Origin of the sequence: Novosphingobium fuchskuhlense, assembly GCF_001519075.1 — a bacterium.
Classification (GTDB): domain Bacteria; phylum Pseudomonadota; class Alphaproteobacteria; order Sphingomonadales; family Sphingomonadaceae; genus Novosphingobium; species Novosphingobium fuchskuhlense.
Window position 1 is genome coordinate 327,035 of record NZ_KQ954246.1, and the last position, 21,326, is coordinate 348,360.

21 protein-coding genes and 1 tRNA gene are annotated in these 21,326 nt (G+C 67.3%); 9 read left to right on the forward strand and 13 right to left on the reverse strand.

All coding sequences use genetic code 11. From position 1 onward, the window contains the following. Nucleotides 1–19: 19 nt before the first annotated feature. Entirely contained in the window at nt 20–865 is an 846-nt protein-coding gene (locus tag AQZ52_RS15490; RefSeq protein ID WP_067913003.1) for a sulfurtransferase, read from the reverse strand. A gap of 170 nt (nt 866–1,035) precedes the next feature. On the opposite strand from AQZ52_RS15490, the gene queF reads away from it, so the two are divergent. Continuing rightward, nucleotides 1,036–1,497 (forward strand): preQ(1) synthase, encoded by a 462-nt coding sequence (queF, locus tag AQZ52_RS15495; protein WP_067913006.1) that lies wholly within the window; start codon nt 1,036–1,038, stop codon nt 1,495–1,497. A gap of 9 nt (nt 1,498–1,506) precedes the next feature. On the opposite strand, the gene AQZ52_RS15500 is transcribed toward queF, so the two are convergent. Next, nucleotides 1,507–1,950 (reverse strand): hypothetical protein, encoded by a 444-nt coding sequence (locus AQZ52_RS15500; RefSeq protein WP_067913009.1) that lies wholly within the window; start codon nt 1,948–1,950, stop codon nt 1,507–1,509. 207 nt (nt 1,951–2,157) lie between these two features. Between AQZ52_RS15500 and AQZ52_RS15505 the strand changes: the two genes are divergently transcribed. Both AQZ52_RS15505 and AQZ52_RS15510 read left to right on the forward strand, forming a co-directional pair. Continuing rightward, nucleotides 2,158–2,895 (forward strand): SDR family NAD(P)-dependent oxidoreductase, encoded by a 738-nt coding sequence (locus AQZ52_RS15505; RefSeq protein WP_067913012.1) that lies wholly within the window; start codon nt 2,158–2,160, stop codon nt 2,893–2,895. Next, nucleotides 2,892–3,932, forward strand: coding sequence for an alcohol dehydrogenase family protein (locus AQZ52_RS15510; RefSeq protein ID WP_067913014.1), 1,041 nt, complete (start codon nt 2,892–2,894; stop codon nt 3,930–3,932). The genes AQZ52_RS15505 and AQZ52_RS15510 overlap by 4 nt, the downstream gene beginning before the upstream one ends. Here AQZ52_RS15510 and AQZ52_RS15515 read toward each other — a convergent pair. From AQZ52_RS15515 to AQZ52_RS15530, 4 genes are read right to left on the reverse strand one after another with little or no spacing between them, the layout of a single operon-like run. Continuing rightward, a complete protein-coding gene (locus AQZ52_RS15515; protein ID WP_067913016.1) occupies nt 3,929–4,702 on the reverse strand; it encodes a DeoR/GlpR family DNA-binding transcription regulator in 774 nt (257 codons plus the stop codon). The two genes, AQZ52_RS15510 and AQZ52_RS15515, sit on opposite strands and share 4 nt — an antisense overlap. A 23-nt stretch (nt 4,703–4,725) precedes the next feature. After that, nucleotides 4,726–5,976: an MFS transporter gene (locus AQZ52_RS15520; RefSeq protein WP_067913019.1), complete on the reverse strand. Its 1,251-nt coding sequence runs from the start codon at nt 5,974–5,976 to the stop codon at nt 4,726–4,728. Between the two features lie 3 nt (nt 5,977–5,979). Continuing rightward, nucleotides 5,980–7,125, reverse strand: a complete 1,146-nt coding sequence (lldD, locus tag AQZ52_RS15525) for an FMN-dependent L-lactate dehydrogenase LldD (protein ID WP_067913024.1) — start codon at nt 7,123–7,125, stop codon at nt 5,980–5,982. Further along, nucleotides 7,122–8,513 carry an acetate and sugar kinases/Hsc70/actin family protein gene (locus tag AQZ52_RS15530; protein WP_067913029.1) on the reverse strand — a complete coding sequence of 464 codons (1,392 nt, stop codon included), beginning with the start codon at nt 8,511–8,513 and terminating at the stop codon, nt 7,122–7,124. Before AQZ52_RS15530 ends, lldD begins: the two co-directional genes overlap by 4 nt. Nucleotides 8,514–8,595: 82 nt before the next feature. On the opposite strand from AQZ52_RS15530, the gene AQZ52_RS15535 reads away from it, so the two are divergent. Both AQZ52_RS15535 and rhaI read left to right on the forward strand, forming a co-directional pair. Then, nucleotides 8,596–10,704: a bifunctional rhamnulose-1-phosphate aldolase/short-chain dehydrogenase gene (locus AQZ52_RS15535; RefSeq protein WP_067913032.1), complete on the forward strand. Its 2,109-nt coding sequence runs from the start codon at nt 8,596–8,598 to the stop codon at nt 10,702–10,704. 23 nt (nt 10,705–10,727) lie between these two features. Next, on the forward strand, nt 10,728–12,020 hold the full coding sequence (gene rhaI, locus AQZ52_RS15540; RefSeq protein WP_067913034.1) for an L-rhamnose catabolism isomerase: 1,293 nt from the start codon (nt 10,728–10,730) through the stop codon (nt 12,018–12,020). A gap of 188 nt (nt 12,021–12,208) precedes the next feature. Here rhaI and AQZ52_RS15545 read toward each other — a convergent pair. The 3 genes from AQZ52_RS15545 to AQZ52_RS15555 form a co-directional block, all read right to left on the reverse strand. Further along, nucleotides 12,209–12,284, reverse strand: a tRNA-Thr gene (locus AQZ52_RS15545). Between the two features lie 19 nt (nt 12,285–12,303). Beyond that, entirely contained in the window at nt 12,304–13,176 is an 873-nt protein-coding gene (locus tag AQZ52_RS15550; RefSeq protein WP_067913037.1) for a hypothetical protein, read from the reverse strand. Then, nucleotides 13,173–14,495 (reverse strand): replication-associated recombination protein A, encoded by a 1,323-nt coding sequence (locus AQZ52_RS15555; RefSeq protein ID WP_067913040.1) that lies wholly within the window; start codon nt 14,493–14,495, stop codon nt 13,173–13,175. The genes AQZ52_RS15550 and AQZ52_RS15555 overlap by 4 nt, the downstream gene beginning before the upstream one ends. A 162-nt stretch (nt 14,496–14,657) precedes the next feature. Here AQZ52_RS15555 and AQZ52_RS15560 point away from each other — a divergent pair, with 162 nt between their 5' ends. Genes AQZ52_RS15560 through AQZ52_RS15570 form a run of 3 tightly spaced genes read left to right on the forward strand, consistent with a single transcriptional unit; the run spans nt 14,658 to nt 16,179 of the window. After that, the gene (locus AQZ52_RS15560) at nt 14,658–15,371 is read left to right on the forward strand and encodes a PadR family transcriptional regulator (RefSeq protein WP_156424986.1); all 714 of its coding nucleotides are present in this window, start codon (nt 14,658–14,660) and stop codon (nt 15,369–15,371) included. Then, on the forward strand, nt 15,368–15,688 hold the full coding sequence (locus AQZ52_RS15565; RefSeq protein ID WP_067913047.1) for a DUF2218 domain-containing protein: 321 nt from the start codon (nt 15,368–15,370) through the stop codon (nt 15,686–15,688). The genes AQZ52_RS15560 and AQZ52_RS15565 overlap by 4 nt, the downstream gene beginning before the upstream one ends. A 56-nt stretch (nt 15,689–15,744) precedes the next feature. Further along, the gene (locus AQZ52_RS15570; protein ID WP_067913050.1) at nt 15,745–16,179 is read left to right on the forward strand and encodes a hypothetical protein; all 435 of its coding nucleotides are present in this window, start codon (nt 15,745–15,747) and stop codon (nt 16,177–16,179) included. 97 nt (nt 16,180–16,276) lie between these two features. Here AQZ52_RS15570 and AQZ52_RS15575 read toward each other — a convergent pair whose 3' ends face one another. From AQZ52_RS15575 to typA, 4 genes are all read right to left on the reverse strand, one after another. Then, entirely contained in the window at nt 16,277–17,497 is a 1,221-nt protein-coding gene (locus AQZ52_RS15575) for a glycosyltransferase family 4 protein (RefSeq protein ID WP_067914044.1), read from the reverse strand. A 138-nt stretch (nt 17,498–17,635) separates the two neighbouring features. Continuing rightward, nucleotides 17,636–18,019, reverse strand: a complete 384-nt coding sequence (locus AQZ52_RS15580) for a hypothetical protein (protein WP_067913053.1) — start codon at nt 18,017–18,019, stop codon at nt 17,636–17,638. 118 nt (nt 18,020–18,137) lie between these two features. Continuing rightward, nucleotides 18,138–18,581 (reverse strand): hypothetical protein, encoded by a 444-nt coding sequence (locus AQZ52_RS15585; RefSeq protein WP_067913056.1) that lies wholly within the window; start codon nt 18,579–18,581, stop codon nt 18,138–18,140. Between the two features lie 260 nt (nt 18,582–18,841). After that, a complete protein-coding gene (typA, locus tag AQZ52_RS15590) occupies nt 18,842–20,668 on the reverse strand; it encodes a translational GTPase TypA (RefSeq protein WP_067913059.1) in 1,827 nt (608 codons plus the stop codon). Between the two features lie 199 nt (nt 20,669–20,867). On the opposite strand from typA, the gene AQZ52_RS18775 reads away from it, so the two are divergent. Further along, a complete protein-coding gene (locus AQZ52_RS18775) occupies nt 20,868–21,296 on the forward strand; it encodes a DUF805 domain-containing protein (protein ID WP_067913061.1) in 429 nt (142 codons plus the stop codon). Nucleotides 21,297–21,326 lie beyond the last annotated feature (30 nt).

A 21,326-nucleotide genomic window follows, 5' to 3' on the forward strand; every position in this document is an offset into this window, starting at 1 on the left:
TATTTTGCGGAGAAGGGAATTAGGCCGCCGCCCCCGTTTCCTTCGGCGTCGCCGGGTCAGCGCCCCATTCGCTCCAGCTGCCGTCATAAAGCGCCGCATCGTGCTTGCCGATCAGGTGCAGCGCGAAGAGCAGTGCGCTTGCCGTCACCCCCGAACCGCAGCTGGTGATCAGCGGGCGGCCAAGGTCCACCCCCGCCGCCTCGAACACGGCGCGGATCTCGTCCGGCGCTTTCCACGTACCGTCGGGTTTGAACAGGCTGGCGTAATAGACATTGCGCGCGCCCGGAATGTGGCCGCTGGCAAGGCCGGGCTTCACTTCGGGCACCTCGCCGGTGAAGCGCCCCGGCCCCCGCGCATCGACCACCAGCTCCGCATGGCTCTCAAGGTTCGCCAGCACATCGGCCTTGGAGCGCACATTGCGGTCGTCGCTCCACACCGTGAAGTGGCGGTGGCGCAGCGTTTCCTTGCCTTGCGCGCACTTGCGCCCTTCCGCCTTCCACTTGGCGATCCCGCCATCAAGCAGCGCCACGTTGGTCGCGCCGAACGTGGTCAGCATGAACCACGCGCGCGCCGAGGTCTTCACCGGGCTGTCGTCATAGAGCACGATGCGGCTGCCATCGCCGAGCCCCAGGCTCTGCATCCGGCTGGCAAAGCGCTCGGCGCTGGGCAGCATGTTCAGCCCCGGGCGCGCCGGATCGGCGAGCTCGGCAAGGTTCATGAACACCGCGCCGGGAATATGGCACGCTTCGTATTCCAGCTCCGGATCGCGGCCGTGCTCGGGCAGAAAGGCGCTGGCATCAACGATGCGCAGATCGCTCGCGCCCAGCTCGCTCGCGAGCCACTGGGTCGAGACCAGGGATTCCATGGGTTAGCTCCGTCCTGCCTGCGGCCCGTCTGTGCGGGTCCTTGAGGCAAGACTAGACCGGCCCCCCGCCCCCGTCACCCCAAAAATGGGGCCTTGCCGCCATGCCCCAAGCGCCCACTTGCCCCGCCGCGCGCCCGGGTGCAAAGGCGCTGCCACGAAAGGACACCACGATGACCGATATCGGCGCCACCCCGCTGCACCTGGGCCAGACCAGCAGCCTGCCTGCCTCGCCCGAAGAGGCCGTGCTCGATTATGTGCCCAATCCGCGTGCCGGTTCGCTGTTCCTCGCCCGCTTTGCCGTGCCGGAGTTCACATCGCTCTGCCCGGTCACCGGCCAGCCCGATTTCGCGCATCTGGTGATCGACTATGCGCCCGGCGAAACCATCGTGGAATCGAAGTCGCTCAAGCTGTTCCTCGGATCGTTCCGCAACCATGCCGGCTTCCATGAAGACGTGACGGTCGGCATCGGCCAGCGCCTGTTTGCCGAGATGCGCCCGCGCTGGCTGCGCATCGGCGGCTACTGGTATCCGCGCGGCGGCATTCCTATCGATGTGTTCTGGCAGTCGGACACGCCCCCCGCCGGGCTCTGGGTGCCCGATCAGGGGGTGGCGCCGTATCGCGGCCGGGGGTAATCGGGTGGCTCAACGCCGCCAGTAGTTGCCCCGGTAGCTGCCGCTTTCCTGATCGATCCACGCACGGATGCGGATGTAGTTCTTGCCGATATCCCGGGCCGAGCTGAAGTCCCGCTCGCGGCACTCGTGCTGTTCCTGGTCCTGCAGATCGTCGATCGCGGTCTGGATCCGGCCGGCAGTCCACCGGTCGATGCCGCCCCGGCTAACTTCCAGCCGCAGCCGGTTCTCGAGCTGGTAGCCGCGCTGGCCCGAGCAGGTGGAATCGACGAGGTAGCGGTCGATCGAGGCCTGCTCGCGCGGGCTGCGCCAGCTGTTGCTGTAGCCATAGCCATTGCCGTAGCCGTTGCCATTGCCGTAGCCGCCGCGCCAGTCCTGCGCGTTCGCCGTGCCGCCCAGCGCCACCGCGCTGCCAAGAGCGAGCGCTGCGGTGAGAACCTTCGAGATCGTGTTCATCGTCGTTCCCCTTCTTTGGCCCCTTGATGGGTGCCGATGAAGCCCTTGTGCCTGATTCGCAGTGGCACGAGCCTGAATGTCCCGTTGGCTCTTGTTCATGTTTAAGGATACTTTGCTGAACGAGTAACGCAGGCCCTTGCGCACCGGGCGCTCCCGGCCAAAAAGGTGGGGGAGAGGGCGAAGCGCCCCGCAGGAGAGAGCATGTCCATGAGCGGCGATACCGATTTCACCGGCCGGAAGGTCCTCGTCGTCGGCGGATCGAGCGGCATCGGCAATGGCATCGCCCATGCCTTCCGCCAGCGCGGGGCGCTGGTCCACGTCTGGGGCACGCGCGCCCGGGCCGAGGATTATGATCCCGCCGAAGGTTCCGATCTCACCGGCCTCGGCTACACGTGCGTCGACGTCGGCGATCCCGATGGCATCGAAGCCGCGCCCGCGCCCTTTGAAAGCCTTGACGTCCTCGTCCTGTGCCAGGGCACCGTCGTCTACAAGCGCGGCGAGTTCGCGCGCCCCGGCTGGGACAAGGTCATGGCGGTCAACCTCGACAGCCTGATGCACTGCGCGATGAAGTTCCGCGCCGCGCTGGCCGAGACGAAGGGCAGTATCGTGACCGTCAGCTCGGTCGCCGCGTTCGGCGCGAACATCGGCAACCCCGCCTATGCCGCGTCCAAGGCCGGGGCCGTCAGCCTCACGCGCACGCTCGGCAATGCCTTTGCGGGCGAGGGCATCCGGGTGAACGGCATCGCCCCGGGCCTCGTCGCCACAAAGCTCACCAAGGTGACCACCGACCATCCCGAGCGCCTCGCCGGCTCCATCGCGCGCATCCCGCAAGGCCGTCTCGGCACGCCGCAGGACATGGCCGGCGCCGTGCTCTTCCTCGCCTCGCCGCTCGCGTCCTACGTCACCGGGCAGACGCTCATCGTCGATGGAGGGCTCTCGCTGTGAAGGCCCTGCGCTATTACGGCGCGCGCGATGTCCGCTATGAAAGCATGGACGATCCCGCGCCCCAGTCCCCCGCCGATGCCGTGGTGCGCGTCACCGCCTGCTCGATCTGCGGCTCGGATCTCCACATCTACCACGGCCATGGCTTCTTCGAGGACGTGGGCTTCTGCGTTGGCCATGAGGCAGTGGGTGAGATTGTCGAAGTCGGCAGCGCGGTGCAGCGGCACAAGGTCGGCGATCTGGTCATGCTCCCCGCGGCCGTCGGCTGCGGCCGCTGCCGTTCGTGCCTTTCCGGTCTTGTTCACACCTGCGAAAACGGCGCGCTCGCCTGCTACGGCCTCTCCGCGCGCCTGCAAGGCTCGCAAGCCGAAGCGGTGCGCGTTCCCGCGGCGGACATGAACGCCGTCCCCATCCCCGAAGGCGTCAGCGAAGAACAGGCGCTGATGATGACCGACGCGCTCGCCACCGCCTGGTTCGGCGCGCGGCAGGCCGATATCCGCCCCGGCTCGTCGGTCGCTATCATCGGCCTCGGCCCCATCGGCCTGATGGCGGTCGAAAGCGCCTGGGTCATGGGCGCCCACGTGGTCTACGCCATCGATCCGATCCCCGAACGCCGCGCCATGGCCGAACAATCCGGCGCGATCACCCTGCATCCCGACGAAGCGCTCGAACGCATCAAGGCAGACACCAAAGGCCGCAAGCTCGATTGCGTGGTCGAAGTCGTCGGCAGCGACGCGACGGTCGATTTCGCTCTCCGGCTGGTCCGACCGCGCGGCACCGTCTCGGTCATCGGCGTTCAGCAATCGCGGCGCTTCGCCTTCCCGCTGGAACGCGCCTTCGCCGCCGGCCTCACCTTCCGCATCGGCACCTGCTCGGTGCCCGAGGAACTGCCCGCGCTGTTCCCGCTCGTCCAGTCCGGCCGCCTGAAACCCGAACGCACGATCACCCACCGGATGCCGCTGAGCGAAGGCGCGGAGGCCTACCGCCTGTTCGAAGCCCGTGAGGCGGGGGCGCTGAAAATGGTGCTGACGCCGGATTAGGCCACCACTAGCTCCACCCCCGCCGCGCGCACCATCGCGGCGTGCTCGGGCGTGATCCCCGCGTCCGTCACCAGCACATCCACTTCGTCCAGACCGCACACGATCGTTCCCGAACCAGACGCAAACTTTGCCGAATCCACCAGCAGGATCACCTGCTCGGCCCGGTCGATCAGCCGCCGCTCCGCCGCCACCAGCACCACGTCCTGCTGCATCACCCCCTGCGGCCCCACCGAGGCCGCGCCCATGAACAGCTTGGGGGCGTGGAAGCGCGGCATCGATTCCTCGCCCGCCGCCGCCAGAATGATGTTCTGCTCGCGAAACACCGAGCCCGAAGGCACCAGAATGCGCGTGCCGGCCTGCGGCAGCAGCGCGTTCACGATGTGGAGCGAATTGGTCAGCACCTGCAGGCCAAGCCCGGCGAGATGCGGGCACATCTGCAAGGTCGTCGTGCCGCCGTCGATCATCACGCCTTCGCCGGGTTCGCACCGCGCCGCCGCCGCCGCGCCGATGGCGCGCTTGGCGGCCATGTTGCGGTTGATCGACTGGTCGAACGGCGTGCCCGCCAGCTGCAGTACCGGCGCGCGCGGCCCTTCCGTCAGCTTCGCCCCGCCATGCACCCGCACGATGGACCCTGCATCTTCGAGCCGCGCCAGATCGCGCCGGATCGTCGCGGGCGAGGCGTCGAGCAGCGCTTCAAGCTCGCGATAGGTGACAAAGCCGGTGCCTTGCAGCGCCTCGACAATCACCCTCTCGCGTTCGGCTGCGTGCATTTCGGCTCTCTGATCGGTTTCAATCAGAAGCCGTCATGCCGCTCGGCCTCGAGTTGTTCAAGGCTTTTGCCCTCGTTGCGCGGCGCCCAGGCAGTACCGATCACGCCGGAGATGATCAGAAACCCGGTCAGGATCACCGCCAGTGTCGTAAAGCCTGTCGCCGTCAGCAGCGGTACGAAGAAGCTGAACACGCCCAGGCTCACCCGCACGATCGCAAAGCACACCCCCTGCGCGGTCGAGCGCAGCATGGTGGGGAATTCTTCCGCGCTCCACAGCTGGAAAAAGCTCTGCGCGCCGAATCCGCCGCCAAACTGCAGCAGGAATACATAGATCAGTGCCACCGGGATCGTCAGCGGGAAGACGACCAGAAGCCCCATGCCGATCACCTGCACCACCGCCGAAATCGCGAACAGCGTGCGCTGGTTCACCCGGTCGGCCAGTTGCATGAACACGAGGCCGATGGAGGCCATGCCGATGGCGAACGACAGTGCCTGAATGCCCACCGCCTGCGCCTGCGTCGCCGCGCCCACCGTGCGCAGGATATAAGGGAAGAAGAATCCGTTGGTGCCGGCCCACAGGTTCCAGAAGCCATACATGCCGACAAGGCCGAGGATCGAGGCGAGGTGCTTGCCCCGAAACAGCGAGGATATCGGCGGCCGCTTTTCGCCCGAGGCCTGTGCTTCGGTCCACCGCACCGATTCCGCCATGCGCGAACGCAGGAAGGTGAGGCCCAGCGCGATCACCAGCAGATGCGCGAACACGATCCGCGCGCCCAGTTCGCCAAGACCGGTCAGCGCCAGGCTCATCAGCAGCACCACGACCGGCCCGAGATACCACAGCACTTGCGCCATGCCCGAATGCCGCGCGCGCTGCCCGTCGGGCGCGCCTTCCGCGATCAGGGACCACGAGGCGGGAATATCCGCGCCCACCGCCAGCCCCACGATCAGGAATCCCGTCACGATCATCCACGGCGCCACCGCAAACACCAGCAGCGCCATGCCCGCGGCATAAAGCAGCATGTCCCACTGGTAGATCGTCTTGCGCCCCAGCCGGTCGCACAGGATTCCGCCGACCAGCGCGCCGATCCCCGCGCCAATGGCATTGGGGCCAAACGCGCCGAGCAGCCCGAGGAAGCCCGGCGAGAGGTGGTAATGCTCCTGCCACAGCGCCAGCGCCACCGATCCCGAAACGATCGAGCCCGCATCGATATAGTTGGCGAGCCCCGCCAGGATCGTGTCACGCCATGCGGTCTTCCCGCGCGCTGCCTCGCTCAAATGCTATCCCCTCACCAGATTGTCGCGGGTGATCTGGCTCACCCGCGTGCACCCCGTCAGCGCCATGGCGACACGCATTTCCGCGTCGATCAGCGCCAGCATCTTCGCCACGCCAGCCTCGCCGCCCGCCGCCAGCGCAAAGGCCCAGGCCCGCCCGAGCAGCACGCCCTTGGCGCCCAGCGCGAGCATGCGCACCACGTCGAGCCCCGAACGCACGCCGCCATCGGCCAGCACGGTCAGCCGGTCGCCCACGGCATCGGCAATCGGTGGCAAGGCGCGCGCGGTGGAGAGCACCCCGTCCAGCTGCCGCCCGCCATGGTTGGAAACGATGATCCCGTCCGCCCCTACATCGGCGGCTTGCCTCGCATCCTCCGGATCGAGAATGCCTTTGATGATCAGGGGGCCGGACCATTCGCTGCGGATGAAGTCGAGGTCGCGCCAATGGATCGAAGGGTCGAAGTTCGCGCGCATCCACGCGAAGAAATCCTCCAGCCCCGTCCGGCCCTTCAGCACCGGCGCGATATTGCCGAGATGGTGCGGGCGGCCCATGAGGCCGACATCCCAGGCCCAGCCGGGGCGCATCGCGGCCTGCATCGTGCGCCGCAGGTCGCCCAGCAGCCCCGAAGCCCCCGCAAGGCCTGAGCGCACATCGCGGTAGCGGCTCCCCGGCACGGGCATGTCCACGGTGAAGACCAGCGTGCTCACTTGCGCTTCCCGCGCCTGCGCCAGCAGGTCACGCATATGGCCCCGGTCGCGGATCATGTAGAGCTGGAACCAGAGGGGTTTGCTGGCCGCTCCTGCCACTTCGCCCAGCGGGCAGACCGACACGGTGGAAAGCGTGAACGGCACGCCCGCCTTCTCCGCCGCGCGCAGCGCTTGAACCTCGCCCCGCCGCGCGTTCATGCCCGCAAGGCCGATGGGCGCGAGCGCGACCGGCATCGCGAGGCTTCGGCCGAACAATTCCGCCGATAGATCGATATCCGCCACATCGGCCAGCACCCGCTGGCGCAGCGCGATCCCCGCCAGATCGCTGATGTTCCGCCGCAGCGTCTCCTCTGCGTACGATCCGCCATCGACATATTCGAACAGGAAGTGCGGCAGACGGCGGCGCGCGGCCTCGCGGAAATCGGCGATATTGGCAATGATCACGGCGTGGTCTCCAGCGCAGTTTGCCAGCGCGCGCGATAGGTATGCACATCGCCGGCCAGCGGCTCCACCTGCCGCAACCGCGCGGCAGGCGCCAGCCCCGGCTCGATCAGCCGCAACGCGCCGTAGGCGGCGTCTGCCGGCCCGTCCGCCACCAGCACGCGGCTGTCCGGCCGCAGCGCCGCCAGCGCCCGCACGAAGACCTCCGCACTGGCAAAACGTCCCTCGACCAGCAGCGTCTCGCGCGCGCCGATGAGATCGAGCGCCGCATCGGCTATCAGTGCGGCATAAAGACACGCCGCCGCCCGCCTGTCCTGCGGCTCTCCGATCCAGCGCGCCGTGCAATCCGGAAACGGCCCGCAGCCCGGCGCCAGGGTCGGCAGCAGCATCGCGCCACTCGCCAGCGAGGCCGCCGCCGCCGCCAGCAGGGCTGCCTGCTCCGCAGGATTATCTACGGGTTGGCCCCCGCTGGCCATCTCGATCTCGCGCCCGCCCATGAACCGCGCTGAAGGCACCGCGCGAGCGTCGACATCGACATTGACGAGGCAATCGCGCCCTTCCGGCAGCACCGGCGCGGCGCTCTTGGCCCGCCGCATGGCCACGAACCATGTTCCCGTAGAAAGCACCGTCGCCTCATGATCGGCCACGTCGCCAAACCCGCGCGCGCCGTGCAGCGCCGCGTTCGAATCATGGATCCCGGCCAGCACTTTCACTTGCGCCGAAAGCCCCGTCGCCGCCGCGATGTCCGGCCGCAGCGTGTCGATCACATCCCTGGCATGGGCCAGCGGAGCGAACCGCTCCGCCCAGCCCATCCGCGTGGCCAGCGGCGAATACGTCGCCGCCGCCGGGACCCACAGATCGGTATGGCAACCGAGCGAGCTGACCTCGCTTACCGCAACGCCGCTGAGGTACCACGCCCAATATTGCGCCCAGGGCAGCAAGGTCGTGCGCTCGAGCGCGGCCTGTTCGGCCAGCCACCACACTTGCGCGCCCAGGTTCAGCCCATGGGGCAGGGCGGGGGAGCCCGTCACCCCAAAGGGATCGCGCGCCGCACGGTAGCGTTCCATCACATCTGCCGGGATCGCCGCCTCGTAGTCCAGCGGCGCAAAGGCGAGTGCGCCATCCCGCAGCGCCGCCGCGCCCGCGCCGTGCCCCACCGGCACGATCGCCTCCACCGGATGCGCTGACCATGCCCCCAGCGCCTCGACCAGCCACGCCGCGATTCCCACCACATCGAGACGGCCGCCGCCCACCGCATTGGGCCGCGCACGCACGTCGAGCCGCCGCCCGGCCCGGTCCCACAGCGAGACCTTGCTCAGGCTCTTGCCCATATCGATCACGATGAATGCGCCGTCGTTCAGCGCCCGTCTCCCTTGTTCTGAAACGATCATTATCAATCAATATTGATCGTTTCCAGTGGAAATGTTAGCGAGTCCACCAAGCGCAGCCCATCGCTGACGCCGGAAGGATGCCATGAACGCCCATACGCCTGTAGCTTCCGCCATTCCCTTCGCCGTGCCCACCAGCCGCTGGGATGATGCGCATGCCGCCAGCCTCAGCCCTGCGGAATTGCTGCTCTACCGTTCGAACCTTCTCGGCAGCGATCTCACCGTCACCAATTTCGGCGGGGGCAACACCTCGGCCAAGCTCACCGGCATCGATCCGCTCACCGGCGAAGCGGTCCCCGTGCTCTGGGTCAAGGGCTCGGGCGGCGATATCGGCTCGATGAAGCTCGATGGCTTCTCGACGCTCTATCAGGAAAAGCTGCTCGGACTCGAAGCGCACTATTCCGGGCCCGATGACGACGACACGATGGTCGGCTACCTCCCCCACTGCACCTTCAACCTCAATGGCCGCGCCGCCTCGATCGACACCCCGCTGCACTCGCTGCTGCCCTTCGCGCATGTCGATCACGTCCACCCCGATGCGATCATCGCGCTCGCCGCCAGCTCGGGCGGCGAGGCGGCGACGCGGGCCATCTGGGGGGGCACCATCGGCTGGCTCCCCTGGAAGCGCCCCGGCTACACGCTCGGCGTCATGCTGCGCGATTATGTCCGCGCGAACCCTCAGGTTAAGGGCGTTATGCTTGCCGGCCACGGCATCATCTGCTGGGCAGACAGCGCCAAGGCTTGCTACGAACACACCATCAGCCTGATCGCCGATGCCGCGCGCCATCTCAACGCCGCAATGGCCGGAAAGCCCGCATTCGGCGGCCAGATCGTCGCCCCGAACCCGGACCGCGCGGCCATCGCCGCCGATCTCATGCCCCGCCTGCGCGGGCTGATGACCGGCGCCCGCCGCAAGCTGGGCCACTTCTCCGACGATGCCGAAGCGCTTGAATTCACCGGCAGCGCCGATTTCCAGCGCCTCGCCGCGCTGGGCACCTCGTGCCCCGATCACTTCCTGCGCACCAAGATCGCGCCGCTCACGCTCGATCCCGCGCGCCTGACGGATGACGCCTACCTCGCGCAGCAACTGGCGGACTACCGCGCGCTCTACGCCGCCTATTACGAGCGCTGCAAACGCGCCAATTCCCCCGCCATGCGCGATCCCAACCCGGTCGTCGTGCTCGTCCCCGGTGTGGGCCGGATCACCTTCGCGACTGACAAGACCACCGCCCGCCTCGCCGGCGAGTTCTACGGCAACGCCATCAACGTGATGCGCGGCGCCGAGGCCATCGGCGACTACATCGCGCTTGATGAGCAGGAAGCCTTCGACATCGAGTACTGGCTGCTCGAGGAAGCCAAGCTCCAGCGCATGCCCGCGCCAAAACCCATGGTCGGCCGCATCGCGCTGGTCACCGGCGGGGCCGGGGGCATCGGCGCCGCCACTGCGGTCCGCCTGCTGAAGGAAGGCGCCTGCGTCCTCCTCGCCGATCGCGATGCCGATGCGCTCGAAGAAACCCGCGCGGGCCTCGCGCAGCAGTTCGGCAAGGACGTGATCCGCGCCGCCACGTGCGATGTTACCGATGAAGCCGCCGTCGCCGCCGCCTTCGCCGCTTGCGCGCGCGAATTCGGCGGGCTCGACATGCTCGTTGCCAATGCCGGGATCGCCAGCTCCGCCACCATCGAGGAAACCACGCTGAGCCTCTGGCACCGCAACCACGATGTCCTTGCACAGGGCTATTTCCTTACCGCCCGCGCCGCATGGCCGCTGCTCAAGCGCATGAAGGAGCAGGGCGGGACGTCGGTCGTGTTCATCGGCTCCAAGAATGCCCTTGCCGCCGCAGCAGGGGCCTCCGCCTATGCCTCGGCCAAGGCCGCCGCCAACCATCTCGCCCGCTGCCTCGCGCTCGAAGGCGCGCCCGATGGCATCCGCGTCAACATCGTGAACCCCGATGCCGTGATCCGCGGCAGCCGCATCTGGGACGGCGATTGGCGCAAGGAACGCGCCGCCGCCAACAAGGTCGATGCGGGCGAGGAACTCGAAGCCCACTACCGCAACCGCTCGATGCTCAAGCGCGACGTCCTCCCCGAAGACATCGCGGAGGCCGCCGCATGGCTCGCTTCCGATCTCTCTGCCAAGTCCACCGGCAACATGATCAATGTTGACGCGGGCAACGTGCAGGCGTTCACCCGCTAGGCGGGAAGGGGAGAGGAATAACAATGACACAGCTGCCCATTTCCGCCGACCTCATCGCGGACCGCAACGCCGTCCACCTCGAAGCGCTCGAAGACGATTACGGCGCGCTTGGCCGCAAGCTCGCCCGCGCCGGGATCGATATCGATGCGGTCAAGGCAAAAGTCGCCGGCTTCTCTGTTGCCGTCCCCTCGTGGGGCGCGGGCCGTGGCGGCACGCGGTTCGCCAAGTTCCCGATCCCTGGCGAGCCCACCAACATCCACGAAAAGCTGGAGGACTGCGCCGTCATCCAGCAGCTCGGCCGCACCACCCCGCGCGTGTCGCCGCACTTCCCGTGGGACAAGGTCAGCGACTACAAGGCCCTGCGTGAGGAAGCCGCCGCCCTCGGCCTCGGCTTCGATGCGGTCAATTCCAACACATTCCAGGATCAGCCCGGGCAGGCGCACACGTATGCCAACGGCTCGCTCGCCGCGCAGGATGCCGCAACGCGCGCGCAGGCGGTCGACCACAATATCGAATGCATCGAGATCGGCCGCCAGCTGGGCTCGAAGGACATTACCGTCTGGGTTGGCGATGGCACCAATTTCCCCGGCCAGCAGGATCTTGGCCGCAGCCTCGACCGCTATCTCGAAGCCGCATCGCAAGTCTACGCCGCGCTGCCGGATGACTGGCGCATGTTGCTGGAACACAAGATGTTCGAGCCTGCGTTCTACTCCACCGTGATCAGCGACTGGGGCTCCTCGATCCTCGCCGCGCAGGAACTCGGCCCCAAGGCCAAGTGCCTTGTCGATCTGGGCCACCACGCGCCGAACGTGAACATCGAACAGATCGTCGCCCGGCTCCACCGCTTCGGCAAATTGGGCGGCTTCCACTTCAACGACAGCAAGTACGGCGACGACGACCTCGATTCAGGCTCGATCAACCCGCACCAGCTGTTCCTCGTGTTCAACGAACTGGCCGAGGCGGAGCTCAATCCGCGTGAGGGGTTCAACCCCAGCTACATGATCGACCAGTCGCACAACGTCACCGATCCCATCGAATCGATGCTGTCTTCGGCGGAAACCATCGCCCAGTGCTACGCCAAGGCCGCCTTGGTGGACCGCGACGCGCTCCATGGCGCGCAGGAAGCCAACGACACGATGATGGCCTTCCAGACGCTGCGCCGCGCCTACAACACCGATGTCGCGCCGATCCTCGCGATGGCGCGCCTGGAAGCGGGCGGCGCGATCGATGTCCTCGAAGCCTATCGTCTCAGCCAGTACCGCAGCCGCAAGGCGCAGGAACGCAAGGCTGTCGGGCGGGGGGCAGGCATCGTCTGATAAGAAAGTGGTGCCGGCTACAGGATTCGAACCCCCAGCGGAGCCGCTTGCGGCGCAGCGAAGCGAGGGCACCACGGGTTCGTCAGCGCCGAGGGGAATGGTGCCGGCTACAGGATTCGAACCCCCAGCGGAGCCGCTTGCGGCGCAGCGAAGCGAGGGCACCACGGGTTCGTCAGCGCTGAGGGGAATGGTGCCGGCTACAGGATTTGAACCCGTGGCCCCCTGATTACAAATCAGGTGCTCTACCAACTGAGCTAAGCCGGCGTTGGCGGCCTCCTTAGCGTCAGGTGGCCCCGAAGGTCCAGCCCTCGGTGCGGGCAATCGTTTCGGTCAGCCCCGCCGGTGCCCACAGCGCCGGATCGTGCGCCACCGTGCGCAGCCATGCGGCGGTCACCAGCGCGTCGCTGGTATGATCATCGACCGCACCTATCAGCCCCACCGGCGCGCTTCCCAGCCGCGCCAGCGCCGCATCAAGCTCCGCGCCGTCCCTGATCTTGGAGCGGCCGGCGCTGCGCCCGGCCGCCATCGCCGCAATCGTCGTGTAGATCTCGCAGATCACCGAGCCCGCGCCTGGCAGCGCATCCACCGGCCAGACCGGCAACCGCCCCGCAAGCCGGTGCAGCACGCGCATGCCCGAGAGGCTCGATTTGCCCACTTGCGCCGCACCGACCAGATTGAAGTTCGAATAGGGCGTGCAGCCCATCCGTTGCTGCGCCAGTTCGGTCACCCGGAACCGCCCTCTTCCGCCTCCGAATGCCGCGCCTTCGCGCCCGCCATGCCGCCGGAAATGCGCACTCGCTTCAGGATGATCGACAAACGCGCCCACCGACAGGTGCGGCTCGGCCTCGCACACCGCATCGATGAGCGCCCACAGGGCCTTGGCATCGACAGGGCTTTGGGCCCACCCCGGAAAGAACGCTTGCCTGTCGGCAAAGGCGAGGGAGATTCCCAGATCCATCCCCACCAGTGTCCCCGCCGGCAATTCGTCCAACAGCCATGCCAGAACCTCGCTGCGCGACCAGCGATGCCCGGGCCGCACCAGCTGCGGTGCAGCCTTGCCCTCCTCGCAGATCGCCAGCGCAATCCCCCGGTGCCGCTCCCCCGCCGCGCCGGACCAGTCGATGGCTGCGAAGTGCCGAAAGCGACCCGGCGTCATTCCCCCCGCCGCTCGCGCCGCTTCTTGTCCCACCACTCCAGCCGCTTCACGATCTCGCGCTCGAACCCGCGCTCGACCGGCTTGTAGAACGCCTGCGCGCGCATCCCCTCCGGCCAATAATCCGCGCCGGAAAAGCCGTCCTCGGCCTCATGGTCATAGGCATAACCTTCGCCATAGCCGATCTCCTTCATCAGCTTGGTCGGGGCATTGAGGATATGCGCCGGGGGCGGCAGCGATCCCGTTTCCCGCGCGCTCGCAAAGGCCGCCTTTTGCGCCGCATAGGCCGCGTTCGATTTGGGCGCGGTCGCAAGGTAAAGGCAGGCCTGCACGATGGCGAGTTCCCCCTCCGGCGAGCCGAGGAACTGGTAGGCATCCTTCGCCGCGAGGCACTGCACCAGCGCTTGCGGATCGGCGAGGCCGATGTCCTCGCTGGCAAAGCGAACCAGTCGCCGCAGCACGTAGAGCGGCTCTTCCCCCGCCGTCAGCATCCGCGCCATGTAATAGAGCGCGGCCTGCGGGTCCGATCCGCGCAGGGCCTTGTGGAGCGCCGAAATCAGGTTGTAGTGCCCGTCGCGGTCCTTGTCGTAGACCGCCACGCGCCGCATCAGGAATTTCGCCAGCTCCTCCGGCCCCAGCGGCGCGGGGAGCGAGACATCGAACAGCGTTTCGGCTTGCCCCAGCAGAAACCGCCCGTCACCATCGGCCGAGGCGATCAGCGCCTCGCGCGCCGGCGGGGTGAGGGGGAGCCTCAGGCCGGTCAGCTCTTCCGCCCGCGCCAGCAGCGATCCCAGCGCATCCGCGTCCAGCCGGTGCAGGATCAGCACTTGCGCCCGGCTCAGCAGCGCCGCGTTCAGCGCAAAGCTCGGGTTCTCGGTCGTCGCGCCGACCAGCGTGACGGTCCCCTTTTCCACATAGGGCAGAAACCCGTCCTGCTGCGCGCGGTTGAAGCGGTGGATCTCGTCCACGAACAGCAGTGTCTTGCGCCCTATCTGGGCCATGCCTTCCGCCTCGGCAAAGGCCTTCTTGAGGTCCGCCACGCCGGAAAACACCGCGCTGATCGCCACATAGCGCAAGCCCACCGCATCGGCGAGCAGCCGGGCGATGGTCGTCTTGCCCGTCCCCGGCGGCCCCCACAGGATGATCGAGGAGAGCTTGCCCGCCGCCACCATCCGCCCGATCGCGCCATCGGGCCCGGTCAGGTGGTCCTGGCCCACGACCTCACCCAGATTGGCCGGACGCAGCCGCTCGGCCAGCGGCGCATCATCGGCGGCGGTTCCACGCGGCGTTTCGGCAGGGGCAGGGGCAAAGAGATCGGACATTCGACTCCGGCACTACCAACGCAGGCCTTCCCCGTCACCCCGGACTTGATCCGGGGTTTGGCGTCTTTCAGCCCCCCGACAACCAGAAACTCCCACCCACCCTCTTGCAAAGAGCTTATAAAGATATATCTTAGAGCCATCATGAAGCATCAAGGATATACAATGCGACTCCACAGACACGGCCACGGACATGGCTTCAAACATCACATCGCCCTGAAAATGATGGCGCGCGGCTTCGGGGGCTGGGGCCACCGCGGCGGCGGTTTCGGCGGCGGCGGTTTCGGCGGCGGCGGTTTCGGCGGCGGCTGGGGCGGCGGCGAGGACTGGGACGATGAAGGCCCCGGCTTCGGCGGACGACGCGGCCGCCACGGCGGCGGCCGATCTGGAGGCAGGGGCGGCCGCATGTTTGCCCCCGGCGAACTGCGCCTCCTCCTCCTGCTCCTCCTCGATGAGCAGGACCGCCACGGCTACGAACTGATCAAGGCGATCGAGGAACTCGCCGCCGGCGCCTACGCGCCCAGCCCCGGCGTGGTCTATCCCACGCTCCAGCTGCTGGTGGACGAAGGCATGATTACCGAGGTTCCGGGCGAAGGCGCCCGCAAGGCCTTCACCATGACCGATGCCGGCCGCGCCGAACTCGCCCCCCGGCTGGACGAGGCCAAGGCCGTCGTCCAGCGCCTCGGCGATTTCGGCAAGGCCCGGCAGGAGGCCGAAGGCCGCAGCGGCAGCCCGCCCTTGCGCCGGGCGGTCGCCAACCTCATGCTCGCGCTGCGCCAGAAGGCGTTTGGCGGGGTCGACGAGGCCACCGCCCACCAGATCGCCGACATTCTCGACGAAGCAGCGCGCAAGATCGAACGCATGGGAACCCCGCAATGAGCAGCTCTGTCGCCCACGTCGCCACCAGCCATGCCAGCAAGTACCTCCAGCAGGTCTGCAAGCACTGGGAACACAACCTCGCCGTCACCTTCGATGCGCAGCAGGGCACCGTCACCTTCCCACGCGACGCACGCGGCGCTGCGTGGGCGGGGGACGCGGTGGTCACCTTCACCGCGCACCCCGAAACGCTCGAATGCCATATCGCCGCCAGCGAGCCCGGCCAGCGCGACGGCCTGAAAGGTGCGGTCGAGCGCCACATCGACCGCTTCGCCTTCCGCGAGACGCTGGCGTGGGAATGGTCCGATCTGGATGGCTGATTGCCAGCCAGCCCTCTCCGGCGTAGACTTGCCCCTGCGCCGGAGAGGATAAAGCCATGCCCCTGAACGCGAGACCCAAGGCCCCTGCATCCTTCTGGATCGTCGCTGTGCTCAGCCTTTTGTGGAACCTGTTCGGCTGCTACGACTACCTGATGTCGAAGCTCTCCCCGGCCAGCTATTTCGCCGCCAACGGGATGAACGCCGAAAGCGCCGCCTACATGGCCGCGCTGCCTGCCTGGCTCACCGCATTCTGGGCGCTCGGCGTCTGGGGCTCGCTGCTCGGCTCATTGCTCCTCATCACCCGCTCGAAGCAGGCTGCGCCCGCCTTCGCGCTCTCGCTGCTCGGCCTTGCCGTTAGCCAGCTCACGCAGGCGTTCTGGCTCCACCCGCCGCAGCCCGCGCCAGCAGGGCTTGTCCTCACGATCTGGAGCGCCCTCGTGTTCTTCCTGATCTATGCGCGCAGCATGGCCGCCAGGGGCGTGCTGCGCTAGAGCGATCCGTTCCGATTGCATCGGACGGATCGCTCTAGAGTCTTGTTCACCCGCGTTTTCCGAGTCACCAGATGATTCCATCTGGTTCGAAAACGCTCTAGCGCCGCTTGAGCGCGTCCTTCTGCCGGATCAGCCGCAGGTAAGTGTCCGCCACGGCCTGATTGATCGCGTCCCAGCTGAAATCGAGTGACCGCTTCTCGCCCGCCGCGCCGTGGCGCGCGCGCAGGTCGCCGTCCTCGACATAGGCGCGCAGTGCCTCGGCAAACTGGTTCAGCGCGCCCGGCGCGATCAGGCGGCCCGAAACCCCGTCCGAAACCAGGCTCTGGCTTCCCGTCGCCGCCGCTGCCACCACCGGCACGCCGCAGGCCATCGCCTCCAGCGTCACGTTGCCGAAGGTCTCGGTGATCGAGGGGTTGAACAACACATCCATCGCCGCGACCGCGCGGCCCAGATCCTTACCGCCCTGAAAACCGGTGAACACCGCGCCCGGCAGCCGCGCCTCGAACCAGGCGCGCGCGGGGCCTTCACCCACCACCATCACCCGGTGGCGCATCCCGGTAGCCGCGCTCTTGCGGACCAGTTCGTCGATCGTGTCGGAAAACACGTCGAGCCCCTTTTCCATCACCAGCCTGCCGAGGAAGCCGATCACCACCTCGTCGTCGGCAATGCCAAGGCCGCGCCGCCATTCCGGATCGCGCCGGCCGGGGTTGAAGATCGTCCGGTCCACCCCGCGCGACCACAGCGAGATGTCATAGTTCATCCGCTCCTCGCGCAGCACTTGCGCCATCGATTCCGAAGGCGCGACCAGCGCATCGCAGCGGCGGTAGAACCGGCGCAGCAGCGCGGTCAGCAAGGGCTCGATCCAGGCCATGTTGTAATAGCGCGGATACGTATCGAAGCGGGTGTGCACGCTCGCCAGCACCGGCAGGCCGCGGCTGCGCGCCCAGCTCACCGCGCGGTGCGCGGCCGGATCGGGCGAGGAGACGTGGACCACATTGGGCTGGAACGCCTTGAGGTCGGCACGCGCCTTGCGGCCCAGCGCGAAGGGAATGCGATACTCCGCGCGCCCCGGCACCGCAAACGAGGGCAGCCCCACCAGCTTGCCCATCGAGGGGAACGCGGGCTTGCGCACCTTGGGCGCATAGACGTGAACTTGCGCGCCCTGCCGCTGGAGATAGCCCACCAGCCGGTTCAGCGCCTGGTTCGCCCCGTCACGCACATAGTTGTAGTTGCCGCTGAGCAGCGCCACGCGCAGGCCCTTGAGCGGCGCATCGACGGGTGCGGTTTCGCCGATGGCGGTTTCCGGGGTGGCAGTCATCCGCGGGGCCATAGTGGCTTTTGCCCCCATAAGAAAGGCGCACCGGTCATGCGCGGGCCAAGGGGCGCGCACAGGACCGGTGCGGGCAGGGTTGTCGAAGCGGCCGGGGTGCGACCGGACCCCGGAGGCAGTTGGATGTTACCAGCCGCGCCAGCCGCCTCGATGCTCCCAGCGTTCGTGATCTTCCCAGCGTTCGTGTTCGCGCCACCGGCGGCCCTCGTCATAGCGCGGATCATAGCCGCGCCAGGCGGGATAGCTGCGATACGCCGGGTAAGGGCGGTAGACCGGGTAGGCCGGATAGGCCTGATAATACCCGCCGTAATAGCGGGGCCGGTTGTCGTAGCGGACGTAGACATCGCTGTCGTTGTGGTCCGATGCGATTGCGGCCCCGATGGCGAGGCCCACGATGCCCGCGCCGATCGCGATCCCGGCGCGGTCGCCGTGCGCTTCGGCCGGAGCCGCGAGAGCGAGGCTGCCTGCAGCCAGCGCGATGGCGGTCGTTGCTGTCTTCCAGAGCTTCATGGCCCGTCTCCTGTGCCTGTGTGATGCGTGTCGGCGCGATCTTTGCAGAAAGCGCCGCGCGCTTTGAACCGATCCTGAAGCGGCGCGCCCGATGCGGCGCGCCGCCCCAAAGCTGCGGTCAGTTGCCCCGGTAATCGCCCTGGTATCCGTCCGGATCGCGATAGCCGCGCCGGTCGTAATAGCCGTCCTGCGTCTCGGGATAGCCATCGCGGCTGTAGCCTGGCTGGCCGCCTTGATAGCGCTGGTCATAGGGATCGCCGTTCTGCGCGCCCTGCCAGGTCGGCTGACCCCGATAGGGCTGCTGATACTGGCCCCGATAGCGGCTGTCGTAGCGATCCCGGTTGTGATTGCTGTTCGCCGCCGAGGCAATGATGGCCCCCAGCGCCAGCCCGATGATCCCGCCCGCAATCGCCGCTCCGGTGCCGTCGCCGCCGCGCCCGTGATGGCGATAGCTGCCATACCCGCCGCCGTAATAGGGATCGGCCATGGCTGGTGTGGCACTGGCGAGCGCCGTGGCGCCAAGGGCAAGGGCAAGCGTGGCCTTCTTCGCAAAGGTGAACATCTCTCGTCTCCAGCGGAGCGAGATGGATCGGAACCCCCCGATCACGATTCGCTGCCGTCGAAGTCCGATCTAGGCCCCGCTGGCTGAACGCATACGGGATGAGGCTTGCAGCGTTTGTTCAGGTTTAAGGCTTTTTTGCTGAACGATTGATCTGCTCATCGGCACCCCTGGCTTGACCCGAGGCCCCGCGTCCTGCGTCCAAACAAAAAGGGCGGCCCTCGCCGGACCGCCCTCTCTGTCTCGTTGCCAAAAGGCAGCGCTTACGCGGCTTCCTTCTTCCGGCCGGCCTTCTTGCGCTCGTGCGGATCCAGCAGCGCCTTGCGCAAGCGGATCGACTTCGGCGTCACTTCGACCATTTCGTCTTCGTCGATATAGGCGATGGCCTGTTCCAGCGTCATGATCTTCGGCGGGGTCAGGCGGATCGCGTCGTCCTTGCCGGTCGAACGGAAGTTCGTCAGCTGCTTCGACTTCATCGGGTTGACCTCGAGGTCTTCCGGCTTCGCGTTCTCGCCGATGATCATGCCTTCATAGAGCGGCGTGCCCACGCCCACGAACAGGATGCCGCGCTCTTCCAAGGGCCCCAGCGCGTAGGCAACGGCCTCGCCCGTGCCGTTCGAGATCAGCACGCCGTTCTTCCGGCCTTCGATGCGGCCCTTGTAGGGGCCGTACTTCTCGAACAGGCGGTTCATGATGCCCGTGCCGCGCGTGTCCGAAAGGAACTCGCCGTGATAGCCGATGAGGCCGCGCGAAGGGGCCGAGAAGGTGATGCGCGTCTTGCCGCCGCCCGAGGGGCGCATGTCGGTCATCTCGCCCTTGCGGGTCGCCATCTTCTCGACGACGGTGCCGGCGAACTCGTCGTCCACGTCGATCACCACCGTTTCATACGGCTCGGTGCGGCCGCCGGTCTCGTCCTCGCCAAACAGCACGCGCGGGCGGCTGATGCCCAGCTCGAAGCCTTCGCGGCGCATCGTCTCGATGAGCACGCCCAGCTGCAATTCGCCGCGGCCGGCCACTTCGAAGCTGTCCTTGTCGGCGCTCTCGGTCACGCGGATCGCCACGTTCGATTCGGCCTCGCGCTCCAGTCGGTCGCGGATCATGCGGCTGGTCACCTTGGTGCCCTCGCGGCCCGCCATCGGCGAATCGTTCACCGCAAAGCGCATCGAGAGCGTCGGCGGGTCGATCGGCTGCGCATAGAGCGGCTCGGTCACGCTGGGATCGGCGATGGTGTTGGCCACCGTCGCGGCGGTGAGCCCGGCGATCGAGATGATGTCGCCCGCCTTGGCTTCGTCCACCGGCACGCGCTCGAGGCCGCGGAACGCCATCAGCTTTGAGGCGCGGCCCGTCTCGACGATCTTGCCGTCGCGGTCGAGTGCGTGGATCGGCGAGTTCACCTTGACCGTACCCGACTGGACCTTGCCGGTCAGGATGCGGCCGAGGAAGTTGTCGCGGTCCAGCAGCGTCACGAGGAACTTGAACGGTCCGTCGACATCGGCGGCCGGCGGCGGCACGTGGTCGACGATCTTCTGGAACAGCGGGGTCAGCGTGCCCTCGCGCGCTTCCTGGTCCTCGCTGGCGTAGCCGTTGCGGCCCGAGGCGTAGAGCACCGGGAATTCGAGCTGCTCGTCATTGGCATCGAGGCTGACGAAGAGGTCGAACACTTCGTCGAGCACTTCCTGCGCGCGGCCGTCCGGGCGGTCGATCTTGTTGACGACGACGATGGGCTTGAGGCCCAGCGCCAGCGCCTTGCCGGTCACGAACTTGGTCTGCGGCATCGCGCCTTCCGAGCTGTCCACCAGCAGGATCACGCCGTCGACCATCGAGAGGATGCGCTCCACCTCGCCGCCGAAGTCGGCGTGGCCTGGGGTGTCGACGATGTTGATATGCGTGCCGTTCCATTCGACCGAGGTGCACTTGGCGAGAATGGTGATCCCGCGCTCCTTTTCGAGGTCGTTCGAATCCATCGCGCGCTCTTCCACGCGCTGGTTGTCACGGAACGTGCCGGACTGGCGGAACAGCTGGTCCACCAGCGTGGTCTTGCCGTGGTCGACGTGCGCGATGATCGCGATATTGCGCTGGGAATTGGACATGGAGACGCTTTCGATTGGTATCTCGGGTGCGGCGCGGACCGCAGGCAGCGCGCCGTGCCCGGCGGTTGGGCCGGGGCTTCGGCGCGCGCTTACCTGTAATTGTGCGCTGCGGCAAGGGCGCGCTGCGGGCAAGACTTGCCTCGCGCGCAGTTTCATGGCTCTCTCTGTGCCGTGGGCACCACAAGGGGCCGGTTTCCCGATGCAACAGGTCACATCCCATCTGCGTCGGCTGCTGTCGCTTTACGGCTGTGCGGGGCGCAAGGAATTCGTCGCCGTGCTGCTGGTCACGTGGGCCGTCGATCTGGTGCTCTGGTTCGCGCTCGATCCGGGGCATGTGCCGGTGCCGCACTTTCCAGGCCGTTACGTGATCCTGTTCGGCGGCAAGGGGGCGCTGGCCGTCCTGTTGACCCTTGCCATGCACTATCCGGTCATCGCCACGGCGGTGCGACGGTGCCATGATGCGGAGCTGCCAGGCTCGTTCCTGTTCCTCTTCGTCGTGTTTCTGGCGTTTGATGGCGCGAGTGCCATTTACAACGCGATGGGTTTTATGATCGGGCTGCCTCCCGCAAGCCGCAATCGCTATGGCCCCAAAGCCCGCGACCCCGCCACAGTCGACGCGCTCGGCTAACGATCCGCGCTCGCAAGGACGATGCTTGGC

What these genes read in the sequence shown, in the direction of transcription:
- AQZ52_RS15490 (WP_067913003.1), bottom strand. Translation starts at nt 865, where the DNA reads ATGGAATCCCTGGTCTCGACCCAGTGGCTCGCGAGCGAGCTGGGCGCG.
- queF (WP_067913006.1), top strand. Translation starts at nt 1,036, where the DNA reads ATGACCGATATCGGCGCCACCCCGCTGCACCTGGGCCAGACCAGCAGC.
- AQZ52_RS15500 (WP_067913009.1), bottom strand. Translation starts at nt 1,950, where the DNA reads ATGAACACGATCTCGAAGGTTCTCACCGCAGCGCTCGCTCTTGGCAGC.
- AQZ52_RS15505 (WP_067913012.1), top strand. Translation starts at nt 2,158, where the DNA reads ATGAGCGGCGATACCGATTTCACCGGCCGGAAGGTCCTCGTCGTCGGC.
- AQZ52_RS15515 (WP_067913016.1), bottom strand. Translation starts at nt 4,702, where the DNA reads ATGCACGCAGCCGAACGCGAGAGGGTGATTGTCGAGGCGCTGCAAGGC.
- AQZ52_RS15530 (WP_067913029.1), bottom strand. Translation starts at nt 8,513, where the DNA reads ATGATCGTTTCAGAACAAGGGAGACGGGCGCTGAACGACGGCGCATTC.
- AQZ52_RS15535 (WP_067913032.1), top strand. Translation starts at nt 8,596, where the DNA reads ATGAACGCCCATACGCCTGTAGCTTCCGCCATTCCCTTCGCCGTGCCC.
- rhaI (WP_067913034.1), top strand. Translation starts at nt 10,728, where the DNA reads ATGACACAGCTGCCCATTTCCGCCGACCTCATCGCGGACCGCAACGCC.
- AQZ52_RS15550 (WP_067913037.1), bottom strand. Translation starts at nt 13,176, where the DNA reads ATGACGCCGGGTCGCTTTCGGCACTTCGCAGCCATCGACTGGTCCGGC.
- AQZ52_RS15555 (WP_067913040.1), bottom strand. Translation starts at nt 14,495, where the DNA reads ATGTCCGATCTCTTTGCCCCTGCCCCTGCCGAAACGCCGCGTGGAACC.
- AQZ52_RS15560 (WP_156424986.1), top strand. Translation starts at nt 14,658, where the DNA reads ATGCGACTCCACAGACACGGCCACGGACATGGCTTCAAACATCACATC.
- AQZ52_RS15565 (WP_067913047.1), top strand. Translation starts at nt 15,368, where the DNA reads ATGAGCAGCTCTGTCGCCCACGTCGCCACCAGCCATGCCAGCAAGTAC.
- AQZ52_RS15570 (WP_067913050.1), top strand. Translation starts at nt 15,745, where the DNA reads ATGCCCCTGAACGCGAGACCCAAGGCCCCTGCATCCTTCTGGATCGTC.
- AQZ52_RS15575 (WP_067914044.1), bottom strand. Translation starts at nt 17,497, where the DNA reads ATGACTGCCACCCCGGAAACCGCCATCGGCGAAACCGCACCCGTCGAT.
- AQZ52_RS15580 (WP_067913053.1), bottom strand. Translation starts at nt 18,019, where the DNA reads ATGAAGCTCTGGAAGACAGCAACGACCGCCATCGCGCTGGCTGCAGGC.
- AQZ52_RS15585 (WP_067913056.1), bottom strand. Translation starts at nt 18,581, where the DNA reads ATGTTCACCTTTGCGAAGAAGGCCACGCTTGCCCTTGCCCTTGGCGCC.
- typA (WP_067913059.1), bottom strand. Translation starts at nt 20,668, where the DNA reads ATGTCCAATTCCCAGCGCAATATCGCGATCATCGCGCACGTCGACCAC.
- AQZ52_RS18775 (WP_067913061.1), top strand. Translation starts at nt 20,868, where the DNA reads ATGCAACAGGTCACATCCCATCTGCGTCGGCTGCTGTCGCTTTACGGC.